The following is a 15,501-nucleotide window of genomic DNA, read 5'->3' on the forward strand; positions in this document are numbered from 1 at the left end:
CGGATTTTCATTAGGGCGCGGTTTCACCTGCAGGCACCGGCTCTGTGCGGTCACATTCCTGTTGTTATCGGTCCGTTTGGGCCGCAACTTCAAATCTCCCGTAACGATTTCCTTTTTCAATATTTCTTTCGCCGCAATCACGATTTCATGATAAAAACAGATTCGATGGAAACCATAAAGGCAGAGGTGATGGATATGAAAGTCAGAAATATTATGTCAAAGGAAGTAACAAAGCTGAATCCGGATGATTCCATCGAGAGAGCCGCCCAACTGATGAAGCAGCACAATATCGGCTCCATTCCCGTCTGCGACCAGGGCAAGGTAGTCGGCATTGTCACCGACAGAGATATCGCGACAAGGTCCGCTGCGAAAGGGCAGAACGTAAAGCAGCAGAAGGTGTGCGACATCATGAGCCAAAACCCTGTGGTGGGCAGCCCTGAAATGGATGTGCACGAGGTTGCAAAGCTGATGAGCGAAAAGCAGATTCGGAGGGTGCCGATCGTGGAAAACAACAGCCTGGTGGGCGTGGTCGCGCTGGGGGACATTTCCGTTCAGCCCGCACTTCAGGACAATGCGGGCGAGGCCCTGAAAAACATTTCACAGTCCGGCGCCGCCCAAATGTAACCGCATTTTATTCGGAACAGGCTGTTGCACAATGCAGCTGATGAAACGCAACGCTCAAAAAATGCGCCTTGATCTGGCTGCCGTGCCATTTCAAAGCGCATTTTGCTGTTTGTCAGGGCGCTTTTCCAGATAATTCTCTGTCCATCAAGGGGCTGGCCCGGCTGTCGGTATGCACCGCGATACTGTTTGTGTTACAGATTGTGCTTTCCCTTTGCCGAATACCGAAGTGGTAACGCTGCTGATCCTTCTTTGCACGCGTTGGTTTCAAAAGAAGGCCCTTTTCATCATCGATGTGTTCGTCCTTTTAGAAGGCGTTTTCTAAAGATTCCATTTCTGGCGGTTTGGCTAGCGATGGGCCGCGCCGGGAACGGTCGGCCGAAGCTACAGGAGAAAAACAGAATCGGAGCTTGCCGCAAAGAAAGTGTCGGCGGCAGCATCCGCACCAGCAGCGGTAGAGCCTGCATTTATTGTTACAATCATGGGCAATATAAGAAAAGACCTACCCGATCTCGTTTTTTTAACGGGGCCGTTCTGCGTAATCTATCCGCAGTCCGCCCCTGAGGGAATCCGGTTTCTCTCCGTTTCTACAGACACACCGCATTTCAGTTATGCAGAATTTTATTTTCAATAAATAAATTCATAAATTTTTATAAATCGGATATTCTAAACAGAGAAAGTTGCAACCAAAATTTATTTAGAAAGTGGATGAAACTATATGGGCATCATTACATGGATTGTATTAGGTGCATTAGCAGGATGGATCGCCAGTATGATCGTTGGTAAAAATTCAGAAATGGGAGGATTCGCGAATGTATGCATCGGAATTGCAGGTGCGTTTATCGGCGGATTCGTCTTTAACATGATTACTGACGTAGGGTTCACCGGATTTAATATTTGGAGTCTGGTCGTGGCAACAGTGGGAGCAATTATTCTGCTGCTGATTATCAATCTCTTCCAGAAAACAAGACGCGATAAGGTGGATCAACCGACAAACAGATAACACTTTGCAGCGAAAAGCCCGCCGAATTCCGTTTCGGCGGGCTTTTTGTCGGTATATTGCCGGTGCGTTTTAGGGCAGCTTTGAACCTTGCAACCTAAATGCATGAGATGTAACCGCTCTACTTGGCGTTCTCAACCGGAAAGGATACCACAAACTCACTGCCTTTTCCCGGCGTGCTGGTTACCTCAATTCTGCCGTTTCCCATCTTTACAATTCGGGCGACCATAGCGAGTCCCAGACCATTCCCGTTTTCAGATCTGGAGGAGTCCCCCTGATAGAATTTATCAAAAATATGCCGCTGAACCTGTTCCTCTATTCCAATGCCGCTGTCTTTGACAGAAACCGAAATTTCTTTTTCCCTTTTGAAAAGCCCAACCTCAATTCTGCCGTTTGGGGGCGTAAATTTGATGGCGTTGGACAGCAGATTCAGCCAAATCTGCATCATGAGCTTTGGATTCTGATAAAACATGGTTTGAGGAAGCTCCAGTTTCAACTCCAGATTTTTCTCCGTCCATTCCCTTTCAAAATAGAGGAGTGCCTGACGCAGCTGCTCATCCAGACGGTAGCGGGTTTTCTCTGTAATGATATCCTGGTTTTCCAGCTTGGATAGCTTTAAAATACTGGCGGACAGGTTACTGAGCTGCGCCGAGCTATCTAAAATCATCTGCACATATTGTCGATGGTCCTCTATGGAAAGCGCTTCATCCTGTAACAAAGCTGCATATCCTTCTATGGAAGCTAAGGGTGTTTTAAATTCGTGCGAAAACTGCGCGATAAAATCGTTGCGCATGAGTTCGATGCTAGCCAATTCCGCGGCCATTTGGTTGAAATTGGAATAAATTTCTTTGATTTCCCGGATTGGCGTAGCTGTCTCAAGCTTAATTTGAAAATTCCCGCCGGCGATCTCCTTAGATGCATGGTTCAGCTTCAGCAGAGGCGTTAGAATCTGCTTCCCAACCAGAAAGGTAATCGCGCTTCCAATGATCAGACTCAGCAAAATGGCAACAGACATGGAAAAGGCGAAATTAAATTCCATGTGCTTGAACAGATCCATATTCACAGCAGTGAGTATCACCACATAGGTAATCCCACCGGTCAAAAGCAGAATGCCGAACACAATGGAAACAAAGCGGTTCCATAGCCCGAATCTCCGGCCCGTTTTATTGCGCATCCATTTTCACCGCCTTATAGCCCAGTCCGTGAACCGTCATAATTTGAAAATCACGGTTGTCTTTTAACCGATCACGAATGCGGTTGACATGAACGTCCACAGTCCGCTCCTCCGAGTCCGAGTCCATCCCCCAGATTTCCTCCATCAGTGCCTGACGGGTAAAGGTTTTGTTGGGATAAGACAGCAGCTTGTACAAAACATAGAATTCCTTTTGCGGCAGCCTGATTTCTTTCTCCCCCTGCCGAATCATTAAATCGTCATAGAACAATATTGTCTCTCCAAATACAATTTTTCGCTCGGATACGATTTTGGAACGCCGGAGAAGCGCATGAATCCGCAGCAACATTTCCTCCGTATCCACCGGCTTCGTCATATAGTCGTCCGTGCCCACCAGAAACCCCTGCTTTTTGTCCTCAATCGCATCCTTTGCGGTAACCATCAGAATCGGAATTTCCGGTTTATAGCCGCGCACCTGCCGGGTGAATTCATACCCATCCATATTTGGCATCATAATATCAGAGACTATGCAATCCACATGCGCGTGCTCCATGAGCGCCAGCGCCTCTTCACCGTCTGAAGCGGTGAGTGTGTCATAATGATTCTTCCGAAGAACCGTATCAAACAGATGACGCAGTTTTGCATCATCCTCAACAATCAAAATTGTCAGCACAGAGAAACCTCCCCTGATTTATCGTCTTTTGAATGGTAGCACGATTTTGTAAATCATTTTTTAACAATCCTGCCTCGGTCATGTGCCGAGGTATTTTTATTGTTTTATTTAAAAAAAGTTTATATTCCTAAAATACAATACCAACATAGCAGCACGAGCGGCTCAAATTTCTTCCCAGCACACCCGGTGTATCTCGCAATAAAATCACGCTGTACAAAAAACGTGACGGCGACCAATACAAAATACGACCTTCCGGTTTTTACCGCCGGGTTTTCCTGCCCTTCGGGAGAAGCGGAAGTTGCTTACGCCGGCTGGTGAAGTGTGCCTATGCTTGATTATACCGCAAATGGTGCAAGTACAAAAGAAATTTTGAAGCAGGAATTCAGTCGGTGCGAATGAAAACATCATGGAGGTAAGGAGCACATGAATCCAAAATTGGTTCATTTCGTTTCGGAGTCTATACCCGGATCCGCACTGAGCGCGGCGCTCGGCATGATTCTGCTGGTTTGGCCGTCACTTTCGGGTCAGATGATCTGCTATGGTTTGGGTTTCGGAATCCTTCTGTTCGGCGCATACCGCATCATTGGCTATTTTCGCAGCGCACCGGCCGATGCCGCTGTAAGAAACGGGCTCTCCTCCGGAATTCTGATGCTGGCGCTGGCATTATTTTTGCTGCTGCGTCCGGAGCTCATCATTTCCATGCTTCCTTCGCTGTTCGGCCTGTTTTTGATCATGGGAGCCGCCCGCGAAGTACAGTCTGCCTGCGATTTGTATCGCATGGCAGCACCACGCTGGTTTCTGCCGCTGATCGGCGCGATCGTACAGGCCGTTTTGGGCTTGATCATCTTCTGGAATCCCTTCTCCACCGCTTTAACTTTCATGCGATTTATCGGTGTTTCTCTGTTGCTGGAAGGTACTTCCCAAATCGTTTTTTCTGCCCTTACGTCGCGCAGCCGGAAGGGCTATGTCTCTTATAAAGGCGGCGACGGGAAAACTTCAAACTAAAAATATACTCAAAACAGTTTATATCATGCGAAAGGCAGGATAATATATGAAAAAGCAAACCGTATTTTTAACCGGGGCTACCGGAGGCATGGGCTTCCTCGGTCTTCAGGAACTATTGAAGGAGATTGACCAACAGGACATTATCCTGCTGGTTCAGGACACGGAGCGTGATCGCGACAAGCTGAAAAGCTTTCAGAATCAAAAGGGAGTGACCATTCACTGGGGTGACCTGACCAATTATGAGGATGTGTATCAGTGCGTGGAAAAAGCGGATATCGTCCTCCATGTTGCGGCGCTGGTATCCCCTGTCGCAGACTATCAGCCAAAACTTGCCATGAAGGTCAATTATGGTGGGATGAAACATATCATTCAGGCCATCCACTCACAGCAGCGGGCGGATTCCGTCCGTTTGGTTTCCGTCGGAACCATCGCCGAAACCGGCGACCGCATGCCGCCCATCCACTGGGGGCGCGTGGGGGACCCGATCAAGCCCAGTGTGTTCGATTATTACGCCGTTTCCAAGGTAGCCGCTGAACGGCTTCTGGTGGAATCCGGCTTAAAATATTGGGTCAGCCTTCGCCAGACCGGGATTATGGGGCCCGCTATGAGTAAAATTAAAGACGCCATCATGTTTCACAACTGTCTGGATAATGTTCTGGAGTATGTTTCCGACCGCGATTCCGGTATTCTTCTGGGGAATCTGTGCCGCCTGACCGCCTCCGGAGAACTGCCGGATGATTTCTGGGGCCATATCTATAATATCGGCGGTGGAGAAAGCTGCCGAGTCAGCACATACGAGATGTATGAAAAGCTCTACGGTGCGATCGGCTTTGGGGACTTGCGCTATGTGATCGATCCCAAATGGTATGCCACACGCAATTTTCACGGGCAGTATTACCTGGATTCGGACAAGCTGGAAAACTACCTGCATTTTCGGCACGACACCATGCAATATTTTTATGATGAGTATCTAAAGAGCCTGGGTGCGACGGCTACTGTTTCCAGAGCAGTTTGTAAGCTTCCCGGCGGACAGCGACTAATGGGAACCATCATGAAGCGCGTTTTCATCCAGCAGGCACGCACGGAGCACGGGACAGTCCGCTTTATCGAAAACAATATGGTGGAACAAATCGACGCTTATTGGGGCGGCCGCCGTAACTGGGAAAGCATTCCAACAAGCATCAACGAGTTCAAGCATTTTGATGCCTGGGACAAAGTTGTTATGCTGGACCATGGTTATGATGAAAGCAAACCGGAAAGTGAACTGAACCTAAACGACATGAAAAAAGCGGCGGAATTCCGCGGTGGTGTGTGCACGTCTTCCGTCATGGAACAGGGCAGCTGGTCGGGCAAACTGACCTTCACCTGCGCCTTTGGCCATGAGTTTGAAGCAAGCCCGCGTCTGGTGCTGGAAGGCGGGCACTGGTGCCCCCATTGCGAGCGTAAAAGCTGGAACTATGCCGCCCGGGCAAAGGTTGACCCATTCTTTGCACAGGTCTGGAATCCGCTGCATGAGAAAGATGAACCGCAGCGGGAATACAGAAAGGTTGTATCCGAGCGGGATGCGTGACAGCGCAAAGTCAGTCTGGCATTGAATAACGATAAGGGGGTATTTTGAAGTGGGGATTGGTGCAATAAATATACTGCTGGGTCTGATCGGTTTACTACTATTAGGTTCCCCGTTTCCGTTTAATTATGATGTTCCTGTGGCAGTCCTATTGCTGATGTGCGTGGCTGCAACGCTTGGAATCAACATTTTTCAACAGTTCAGAAACGGCAAGTGCTTGAAACTCACAAAATACAAAGCAATTATACTCGGAGCCGGCACAGCAGCCCTGCTTCTTGGAATTTTGTTTTTGACTGTGCGAACAAGGCTGACAGGCAACCTCCTGAGTGTATCCATCATCGCTCTGGGAGGGGTAAGTGCCGGAAAACCACTGTATGATCATTTCAGGAACATGAAAACCCAGAAGAATTCCAGGAAGATACTGATTTCACTTCAGGGAGCGTTTTTTCTTGTGTGCAGCATAGGCTGCTTGCTGCTCTTGGCAAGCAACTACACCCGCAATCAGGCGTTCGCTTACAGGGAAGCCAATGTGGTGAGTGATGGGAAGATACAGACCGTAAAGCTGCTCAGCAAAGAGGATCCGTTTGGAATGCGGGTTGATCCTCCTGAACAGACCGGTATTTATGCGGATCATATGAAAACGAATATGCTCGTTTCTCCCAACAGCCTGACTCCCGGCGAGATCGCGTTCTCCTGGGCACCGACCAATGCTGTGAGCCAAAGTGGTTTTCAAATCACAATCAAACAGGGCGATCAGCTGGTGTATGACAGCAAAAAACGTGCGTCTTCTGCTATTCAGTTTCAACCTGATTTTAAAACCGAAAGCGGAAAGTCTTATATATGGTATCTCACACTGTATGATGAAAACGGTAAGGCCGGTCAGACAAAATCGGATCGCTTCCAGACTTCTTTGGCAAGGGATGATTGGCAGGCAGAGTGGATTAACCCGGAAGAGGACACAACGGTTCCTACCAAAGCGAATCGGCGCCCTGCATCATATCTCAGAAAAACGTTTGAAATCACGGAGGATCAGATATCCCAGGGGAAAATCATGCTGTATGCAACGGCTCACGGCGTGTATGACATGTGGATCAACGGCACCCGTGTAAACGGATGGTTCATGGCCCCGGGCTTTACGCAGTATCCCGATATTCTGCAGACTCAGGCCTATGACATTACAGAATACCTGAGGGCTGGTAAAAATGAGATTCTGGTACAGGTCGGTGATGGTTGGTACCGGGGAAGCCTGGATAAAGAGCAGGTCATTAACTCCTTTGGAACCGATGCCGCATTTCTCTGCGAAGCCAGAGCGGATGACAACGTCATCTTTCAGACGGACCAGACATGGGAAGCCGCGAATGATGGATGGCTTGCACAGAATGATCTGCATCAGGGAGAGGTCTATGATGCGGACAAGGATACGTCTGATTTTACATGGCACCCTGTCACCATTGCAGATTATGGCTATGAAAATCTGACCGGAAGCGACTGCCAGCCAATTACCCAGCATGAGAAATTCACACCAACCATCATTACAACGCCTGCAGGGGAAACCGTTTTGGATTTCGGTCAGAATTTTTCCGGCTACGTTCAAATCAATATTGACGCACAGGGCGGTGAGCAAATCAAGCTCATCCACGGGGAAACACTGGATGAAAACGGCAACTTCACCATCTCGAATTTTCAGGCTTCCCCATCCTATCCAACATTGCAGGAGGTGACCTATACCTGTAAGAACGGTCACAATTCCTACCATCCCTCTATGACCTATTTCGGCTTCCGATATGTCAAGGTGGAAACAAAACTCCCGATTAGCCCGAAAAGCTTTCAGGGTGTGGCCGTTTATTCCGATATGGAGCAGACCGGATTTTTTGAATCTGGAAACGCGAAAGTGAACCAGCTGTTCAGCAATACACTATGGAGCATGAAATCCAATTTTGTCGGCGTGATGACGGACTGCCCAACACGTGAAAAAAGCGGATATGCCGGGGATGGGCAGATCTTTGCTCCCACAGGCCTGTATCTTATGGACAGCTATCCGGTATACAGTTCGTGGCTGAAAAGTTACGCCCATGTTTTCCATGAGGATGGTTCCCTGATGCAGTTTGCCCCCACTAAGCTGACCAAGAGTTTGTTTGATTCCAGCCATGGTTGGAGCGATGCCATTGTTATGATCCCATATGATATGTGGAAAAGAACGGGGAATCTGCAGGTTGTGAGCGATACCTATAAAGCCTCGAAAAGGTGGGTTGATTATGCGCTGAAACGAGCTGCCTCCGGAACGCATTTGTACTATAAGAATAAATTGGATAAAAGTCTGTACCCCTATTTGGCAGATCAAGGCTTCGGCTGGGGTGAATGGCTGGAGGCCGATTATAACAATTCCGTTACTATGGTTACCATTTTGGGCAACAACGCCCTTATGGGAGAGCCGGAGGTTGGAACGGCCTATTTATACACCTCATGCCGGGAACTATCGGCAATGGCGAAGGCGCTGGGAAATACCGAAGATGCGGCGTATTACGCAGATGCAGCAAATAAGGTAAGAAAAGCATATCGGGAAGTATTTACCGATAACGGAACGATCACGGAGGAGCACCGACAAAGCCGCTATATCCGCCCAATCAGTAAAGGGCTTTTGAATGAAGCAGAAAGTATCGCGGCATCCAACAAGCTGGCGGAGCTGATCACAGCAAAGAATAATCATTTGAATACAGGCTTTCTTTCCACAGGCAGCCTTCTGCAATCCCTCTCTGATTATGGCAATACGAAAAAGGCATACGATGTGCTCCTGCAGGAGACACTTCCTTCCTGGCTGTATGCAGTGAACAAGGGCGCAACCACCATCTGGGAAACATGGGACGGCATTGATGCGGATGGCAAGGTGAGTTCTTCCCTGAATCATTATTCCTATGGAGCAGTGTGCAGCTGGCTGATGGATTCTTCCGCTGGCATCCGCGTTGAAGATGGAGCGATAACCATTTCCCCCAAGACAGATCCAAGGCTTGGGTATGTCAATGCCCGCTACGATTCGCCATACGGCCAGATCCGATCCGCATGGGTTTACAAAGAAGGCAGCATTTATTTTGAGTTTCAGATTCCCTGCAACATGACAGCGACCATAAACCTTCCGGATGGAACTGAGAGAAAGGTTGGTTCAGGTGTGCATGCCTATGTAGTGAATGCGTAATTCCATTGGTTTGAGTCTCGCCGCAACGGCCGTACGAGCGATCACTTCTCCCAGTTCTAAATTTTGTGAAGATTTACACAGGCTCTGTATTGCGGTGCACAACAGTGCAAACAATAGAAAGGTGGCATCGAACCGGCCGATGCCACCTTTTTTCTTCCGCATGCGCGATTCGACTTCCCGTTCAACGGCGGAGGAAGCCTGAGGGAATCGCAAATCTCATGTTGATTGGATAATGCAGGTTTAACAATAATATGCCGACTTAGCGAAGAGATATAGCATTTGTCAGGCGATTCAAATTATGGATTATTTCACTAACCTGCTGTCTTTGTTATTCAGATGCTCTGACTATGAAAACTGATCATCGTGTCTGTGAGGCTCAGGGGGGAAGCCGACCGGGTTCCGCGGCCCATACTTTATACGGCCGGATGCAGGCCGGGAATCTTCGGTTCAATCATGTGTTCCGAAAGAGGCAGCCCCAGCAGTTTACAGACAAGGGGTGCAATATGCAGCTGGGATACCGTCTGACCGCTGTAATCCGCCGCATCGACTTGGCCGCTGAGGATATACATTGGAATCATTCTTTCCTCCGCACTGGTCCCCCCATGTATTCCGTCCTTCCCCATCCCATGGTCAGCAGTTATGATTACACTGTATCCCTCTTCAATCCATTTGAACAGAAACCGGGACAGGATGCAATCCACGTTAAAAGCCGCCTTGCAGTACTCTCCGCTCCCCCCGCCGAATTGATGCCCGATGTAATCCACACTCATGGGGTGCACCAGAATAAATCCCGGATGATGGCGGATGATCAGTTCATCCGCGTCAAGAAACAGATGGGAATTCGGGTAGCTGTCATCGTAATAAAACATGGCGTTCTGAATCGCCGACGCGGAATCACTGTGGAATCGGTCCGTCAGCGGATGAAACGGAGCATGAAGATATAATTCGCTGAAAAAATAATAAGCGGCAGCGGCGGTCGCAATACCGGCATCCGCCGACATCTGAAAAAGATTTTTCTGTGTGGATTTTCGGATTGTTTCATTGGAAGAAATCCGATTGACGGATACCGGCGTTCCGGTCATAAGAACCTCATAGAGCGGCCGGGAAACCGACGGGAGTTCCGACCTGACAACATACTTTGACGCTGCGTGCGCCTCTACGAGATGCTCCATAAAACCCATATGCCGAAACGCTGTTTCCGCGTTCAGACCATCAATTAAAACAAAAATCACTTTTTTCAACTTGTGAACCTCCTGACAATACCATTCTTTTTTATTTCATCCGGTATTCAGCAATCCGTCTTTCATGTTTTTCCCCCGCCCGCCGGCACTTTTCAGGGATTCTTCGGTCCGCGCATCAAAAACATGCATATTCTCGGGTCTGACGACCATTTCCACCGTTTGGCCGATCTGAAAATCCATATGTCCGTTGGCTTGTACCTCAACAAACAAAGTGTTCCCATCGGACGAACGGATGGTATATCTTTTCGTCTTTCCGAGGAAATCCAAATTGTAGATTTGTCCCCGGAGGGGATCGAACCGACCGTTTTCACTGAAGCCTTCGGAAAGCTCTATGTCTTCGGCATGCATGACAATTCGGATTTTTCTGCCGATCTCCGCTTTTTTCTCGTCGAGGTACGGCAATGCGACCATACCGTCGCATACTTTCGCAATGGGAGGACTAAGGGACGCGATCGTACCCTCCATAACGGAGACCACCCCGATAAACGAAGAAGTAAAAAAGCAATTCGGATTGGAATACATGATCTGTGGATCGTCGTATTCCACGATCGAGCCTTCCCTCATGAGCGCCACACGGTCGGCAATCGCAAGAGCCTCTGCCTGGTCATGCGTCACAAAAACGGCCGTTATGCCAAGCTGAAGCTGGAGCCTGCGGATTTCACCGCGTAGCGAAAGCCGTACCGCTGCGTCAAGCGCACTGAGCGGTTCGTCGAGCAGAAGAAGATCGGGACTGGGCGCGAGCGCCCTGGCCAGCGCGACTCGCTGCTGCTGTCCGCCGCTCATTTGATGCGGATACCGGTTTCTGAAATCCTGAAGTCCGACCCTCTCAAGCCATTCTTCCGCTTCCTTCTGGGACTGTTTTCGGGGCATTCTTTTCATTTCCAATCCAAACGCGACGTTTTGAAGCGCATTTAAATTGGGGAACAGCGAATAATGCTGAAACACCATCCCAACGCGGCGCTTTTTCGCGTCCAAGCCGCTCCAGTTCACCCCTTTAAACTCGATGCCGCCGCTGTCAGGCATCTCCAGCCCCGCGATAATTTTCAGCAGCGTGCTTTTTCCACAGCCGCTTGGCCCGAGCAAGCACACCATTTGGCCCTCGCCGATCTCCAGATTGATTTGGTTTAAAACACGGACTTTTCCATAGTGTTTCTCAATGTCCGTAAGTTTCAGATGATTCAAAGAGCATCTTCCTCCTTTCTTTCTCTTTTTGTTTTACTTTGGAAACCCGCAACCCACGACATGATAAAGATGATCAGCATTCCAATCACGGAAAGCGCGCTGACCGCATGCCCGTCTATGGTAAAGTATTTATATTGATACATTGCGAAGGTTTCCCAGCTGGCTCCCACAATCAGCTGTTGGAGCGCGAAATTGTCAAACGTGCTCGCAAAGGCAATGACCCCGGCGATGACGATCCCTTTTTTCAGCGAAGGGAGGATAATCCGCACGATAAATTCCAAAGCTCCACACCGGAGGGTTCTCGCGGCATTGTAAAGCTCGACCACATCGATAGCCTGAAATGCATTTAAAATTGTCCAGTACACGAACGGCAGACCGAATGCGGTCTGAACCCCGATCAGGAGGGCGGGGGTGCCAAGCAGGGAGGGAAGCACCTCGCCGTAAAACTTGACGGAGCCCAAAGCCAGCACCACCGCCGGCAGGGCGATTGGAATGACGGAGAGGATCTGAATCAGCCTGCCGAGGCCCTCGCTTCCAATTTTGATTGCGAAGACGGCGGGGATCGTTACAGCGACCTCCAGCACCGCCACAACCACGCAAAGAAAAATCGTTCGGAAGAGAGACGAGTAAAATTCATCGCTGGTGAAAATGACGGAATAGGCGTTCAGCGACCATGACTGCGGCAGAATGGTGTCGGTCCACTTTCCCGCCAGGGAAAACAGTACCGTTGCAAGGATCGGAACGGCAAGATACAGAAGGAAGAAAACCGAAACCGCTAAAAAACCGGCCCGTTCCCACCTGTCGCGCTTCACTTTCCTGGAAATCGGCCGCCCATCGGAAGATCCACCGGTTTTTATCCAATCCATTTTGAAGCCCTCTTATTAAAAACATCATAAATACAGGTCGCAACAATCATAATGAAAAGCAGCAGCACCGAAAGAATATCCGCGTCGGACCGGTTAAAAACGGACATTTGCATCAAATAACCGATTTGAAGCGTAATCAGGTTGATGCGGTTGTCGGTGATGGCCTGTGCAGTGGCGTACGTTCCCATTGCCTGAAGAAAAACGAGTGTGGTGGAGGAGAAAAACGAGGGAAGCAGAACCGGCCCGGCTACTTTCCAAAAATAGCGGAGTTTTCCGGAGCCCAGAGTGCGGGCAGCCGCGAACCACTCCGGTTTCAGGCATCCCACGGCCGGCATAAAAATCAGGCACATAAACGGAACCAGAAAGGAAAGATAGGCCCAGTGCAACCCGGAAAGGCTTACCAGCTTAAAATCGGCAAGCATTCCGATTCCCATATGCTTCAGCAGCAGAGACAGCATCCCGTTTGTCCCCAGCGTTGCTATAAACGAGAACGCAAGGCTTACACCGCCGTTGTGGGCGCCAAAATTGATAAAGGCAAGGAACCAGCTGTGCTTGGACAGCTTTGGCGCCCAAAACAGGGCAAGCAGCCCCCCCAGGGCGGCAGCCTCCGCCGTCGTCCAAATAGCAAGACGGCAGCTGCCCTGAAAAGCCCTGACATAAGTGCTGTTGCACACAACGGAAAACCAGCCGTTCAGGCCACTGTCAAAGCTGTGAACGATGATGGAGATCACAGGAAAAACCAAAAACAGGGCACAAACGATGAGATATGGCAATGCGAAGAGGTACGAAAGGCTTCCCCCGGCATGCCGTTTCCGGCTGTTATGACTCTGTTCCTTTTCCATTCTGACCATTACTGCCCCAAAACCTCCTTTGTCCATCTGGCTGCGATCACATCCGGCGGCACCTTGTCCCATTCGGTCGGTTTCCCACAGTTCTTGTAAAAGCTGTCCGGAAGCATCTTGCTTTTAATGTCATCCGGGATCTGCAGGTTGCCTTCCACATAACGGATCGGGCGCGCATACCCTTTTGCAAAAATCAGCTGTCCTTCGTCCGATGATACAAAATCCGCAAATTTTTTCGCATTCTCAGGGTGAGGAGACCATTTATTGATGATCAGCGCGCCCGGCGCCCAAATAGAGCCTTCCTCCGGGAATACGATGGAGAAATTTGCCTGCCCCTTCAGCTGCTCCTGGTACCCTTTTGCCAGAAAATCGTAGACAATGTAAATCGGAACCTCTCCCTTTTGCAGTGTTGCGACGGACACGGAGATATTCTTGATGTTGCCCGCTTTCTGGAGCTTTGAAAAATAGGACATGGACGCGTCAAGATTGGTGACGCTACCGCCCAAGGCGTACGACGCAGCCAAAACCATATTTTGTCCGGAGCCCGATGTCTGCGGGTTTGACATGCAGACCATGTCTTTGTACTCGCTCTTCAGCAAATCGTTCCATGATTTCGGAACATTCTTGACGATATCCGTATTCACCAAAAATACGGGAACTCCGACATACAGTCCGGACCAATTTCCATCCTTATCTTTGGCCCAGTCGCCGATCTTGTCCCAATTCGCGTGTTTGTATGGCATGGTAACGTCCTGCTTCACGGCGACCGGTCCCCACATCATGCCGACTTCGGCCGTATCCGCAACTGGATTATTCTTTTCCGCGCCGAACTTTTGAATCTCTTCAGCGCTCGACATATCCGTGTCGGTGTGCGTGGTCCCATATTTTTGATTGAAGGTCGCGAACATTTCCTTCCAGTTTGCCCAGTCGTCGGGCTGTCCGTAAGTAATGATCTTGTTCTCGGCCGGAGCCGTCCCCGTGCTGCCGGAGCAACCGGCGGCAAAGGTCATCATAAGGGCTGCGGCCGTCAGCAGACAGCCGGCCCTTTTGCAAAATCCTGGCATTTTTATACCCCACTTTCAGTAATCAACATTTTTATATCCGATCCAAAGGCGCCAGTTCACGATAACGCTCTGTTATCGATGTTTCAATCATAGAGTTTATATGTTAAAGCGCCAACCCAACGATGTAAAAAACCAGCTAGATCTATTTTCGCATCTGTCAGCGGCAGCGTATCGCCTGCGTCCTTCGCCGGGGCTTTCCGGCAAGCAAAGAGAGGCGGCATCCTGAGCGGATGCCGCCTCTCAAAAATTCTGATCCGCCGATACGGGGAAACCCCTCGCAGACGGAAAGCTCCCGTGTTAGCCGTAAGATCACTAAACATTAATTTTCAGCTTAAACCGGTCGCTCCGCGCGTAAACCTGAAAATATTCCACAGGGCCGCCGGGCACCTCGAACACATTGGTTTCCTTGAGCAAGGGGATGCCGGCGTCAATACCGAGCAGATGAATTTTTGAAACAGTGGGCAGAACCACCTCCACCGCCACGCTCTTGCAGATTGGGTGCTCGTAGCCATATTTATCAACGAGAATATCGTTGAGCGAATAAAAATCGCTTAGGTACTGCTCCAGATTCGGCACCATTCTTTGCGGAATTTCAGAGTAGCAGATGGCCAGAGGAAGACCCATGACGGACCGCAGCACTTTTAACCGGTAAAGCTGGTCATCTTCCGAAAGGCCGAAAATTTCTTTTTCGACCTGTTTGGCCCGGATCAGCGTCCATGACAGCAATTTACTCTCATAGCGATATACCGGCTCCTGAAATGTTTCTGAAAAACCGACGTTGACATCCTGCTGATAGACAATGAATTGTTGTTTTTCCGCGACAAAAAAGCCCTTCCCCTTGCGTGCGTATACTTTCCCCTGAGAACGCAAATGATCCAGCGCTCCCCTTACGACGTTGCGACTGACGCCAAACTGGATCGCAAGGGAGTTTTCCGAGGGCAGCATTTCGTCCGTAGACAGCCTGTGAGTACGGATATAACCTATCACGTAATCTGCGATCTTCAATTTCATAAGCTGTGTTTTCACGAGATGGCCATCGCTCATCAAGCTCACTCTCCCTTCCATATCCGCGCCCGTCA

The 15,501-nt window shown here is 49.5% G+C and carries 13 protein-coding genes; 5 read left to right on the forward strand and 8 right to left on the reverse strand.

Annotated features, from left to right (window positions below):
- Positions 1-195 precede the first annotated feature (195 nt).
- Both G340_RS0109785 and G340_RS0109790 read left to right on the forward strand, forming a co-directional pair.
- The gene (locus G340_RS0109785; protein ID WP_027103950.1) at positions 196-624 is read left to right on the forward strand and encodes a CBS domain-containing protein; all 429 of its coding nucleotides are present in this window, start codon (positions 196-198) and stop codon (positions 622-624) included.
- A gap of 715 nt (positions 625-1,339) precedes the next feature.
- Positions 1,340-1,624, forward strand: coding sequence for a GlsB/YeaQ/YmgE family stress response membrane protein (locus G340_RS0109790; protein WP_020073473.1), 285 nt, complete (start codon positions 1,340-1,342; stop codon positions 1,622-1,624).
- Positions 1,625-1,742: 118 nt separating this feature from the next.
- On the opposite strand, the gene G340_RS0109795 is transcribed toward G340_RS0109790, so the two are convergent.
- Together G340_RS0109795 and G340_RS0109800 are read right to left on the reverse strand one after the other, a co-directional pair.
- Entirely contained in the window at positions 1,743-2,795 is a 1,053-nt protein-coding gene (locus G340_RS0109795) for a HAMP domain-containing sensor histidine kinase (RefSeq protein WP_020073474.1), read from the reverse strand.
- Positions 2,785-3,465, reverse strand: coding sequence for a response regulator transcription factor (locus G340_RS0109800; RefSeq protein ID WP_020073475.1), 681 nt, complete (start codon positions 3,463-3,465; stop codon positions 2,785-2,787). The genes G340_RS0109795 and G340_RS0109800 overlap by 11 nt, the downstream gene beginning before the upstream one ends.
- Positions 3,466-3,888: 423 nt before the next feature.
- On the opposite strand from G340_RS0109800, the gene G340_RS0109805 reads away from it, so the two are divergent.
- From G340_RS0109805 to G340_RS16695, 3 genes are read left to right on the forward strand one after another with little or no spacing between them, the layout of a single operon-like run.
- Positions 3,889-4,470 (forward strand): HdeD family acid-resistance protein, encoded by a 582-nt coding sequence (locus tag G340_RS0109805; protein WP_020073476.1) that lies wholly within the window; start codon positions 3,889-3,891, stop codon positions 4,468-4,470.
- A 46-nt stretch (positions 4,471-4,516) separates the two neighbouring features.
- The gene (locus G340_RS0109810) at positions 4,517-6,040 is read left to right on the forward strand and encodes an NAD-dependent epimerase/dehydratase family protein (RefSeq protein ID WP_020073477.1); all 1,524 of its coding nucleotides are present in this window, start codon (positions 4,517-4,519) and stop codon (positions 6,038-6,040) included.
- A gap of 49 nt (positions 6,041-6,089) precedes the next feature.
- The gene (locus G340_RS16695) at positions 6,090-9,227 is read left to right on the forward strand and encodes a family 78 glycoside hydrolase catalytic domain (RefSeq protein WP_154653170.1); all 3,138 of its coding nucleotides are present in this window, start codon (positions 6,090-6,092) and stop codon (positions 9,225-9,227) included.
- 413 nt (positions 9,228-9,640) lie between these two features.
- On the opposite strand, the gene G340_RS0109820 is transcribed toward G340_RS16695, so the two are convergent.
- From G340_RS0109820 to G340_RS0109845, 6 genes are all read right to left on the reverse strand, one after another.
- The gene (locus tag G340_RS0109820) at positions 9,641-10,459 is read right to left on the reverse strand and encodes an alkaline phosphatase family protein (protein WP_326522381.1); all 819 of its coding nucleotides are present in this window, start codon (positions 10,457-10,459) and stop codon (positions 9,641-9,643) included.
- 45 nt (positions 10,460-10,504) lie between these two features.
- Complete coding sequence (locus G340_RS16700) at positions 10,505-11,650, reverse strand: ABC transporter ATP-binding protein (RefSeq protein ID WP_020073480.1); 1,146 nt, start codon at positions 11,648-11,650, stop codon at positions 10,505-10,507.
- The gene (locus G340_RS0109830; protein ID WP_020073481.1) at positions 11,647-12,516 is read right to left on the reverse strand and encodes an ABC transporter permease; all 870 of its coding nucleotides are present in this window, start codon (positions 12,514-12,516) and stop codon (positions 11,647-11,649) included. The genes G340_RS16700 and G340_RS0109830 overlap by 4 nt, the downstream gene beginning before the upstream one ends.
- Positions 12,504-13,367 (reverse strand): ABC transporter permease, encoded by an 864-nt coding sequence (locus G340_RS0109835; protein ID WP_020073482.1) that lies wholly within the window; start codon positions 13,365-13,367, stop codon positions 12,504-12,506. The genes G340_RS0109830 and G340_RS0109835 overlap by 13 nt, the downstream gene beginning before the upstream one ends.
- Entirely contained in the window at positions 13,367-14,422 is a 1,056-nt protein-coding gene (locus G340_RS0109840) for an extracellular solute-binding protein (RefSeq protein ID WP_020073483.1), read from the reverse strand. The genes G340_RS0109835 and G340_RS0109840 overlap by 1 nt, the downstream gene beginning before the upstream one ends.
- A 312-nt stretch (positions 14,423-14,734) precedes the next feature.
- Positions 14,735-15,466 (reverse strand): GntR family transcriptional regulator, encoded by a 732-nt coding sequence (locus G340_RS0109845; protein WP_020073484.1) that lies wholly within the window; start codon positions 15,464-15,466, stop codon positions 14,735-14,737.
- Positions 15,467-15,501: the final 35 nt, after the last annotated feature.

Source organism: Faecalispora sporosphaeroides DSM 1294, from assembly GCA_000383295.1.
GTDB classification, from domain to species: domain Bacteria; phylum Bacillota; class Clostridia; order Oscillospirales; family Acutalibacteraceae; genus Faecalispora; species Faecalispora sporosphaeroides.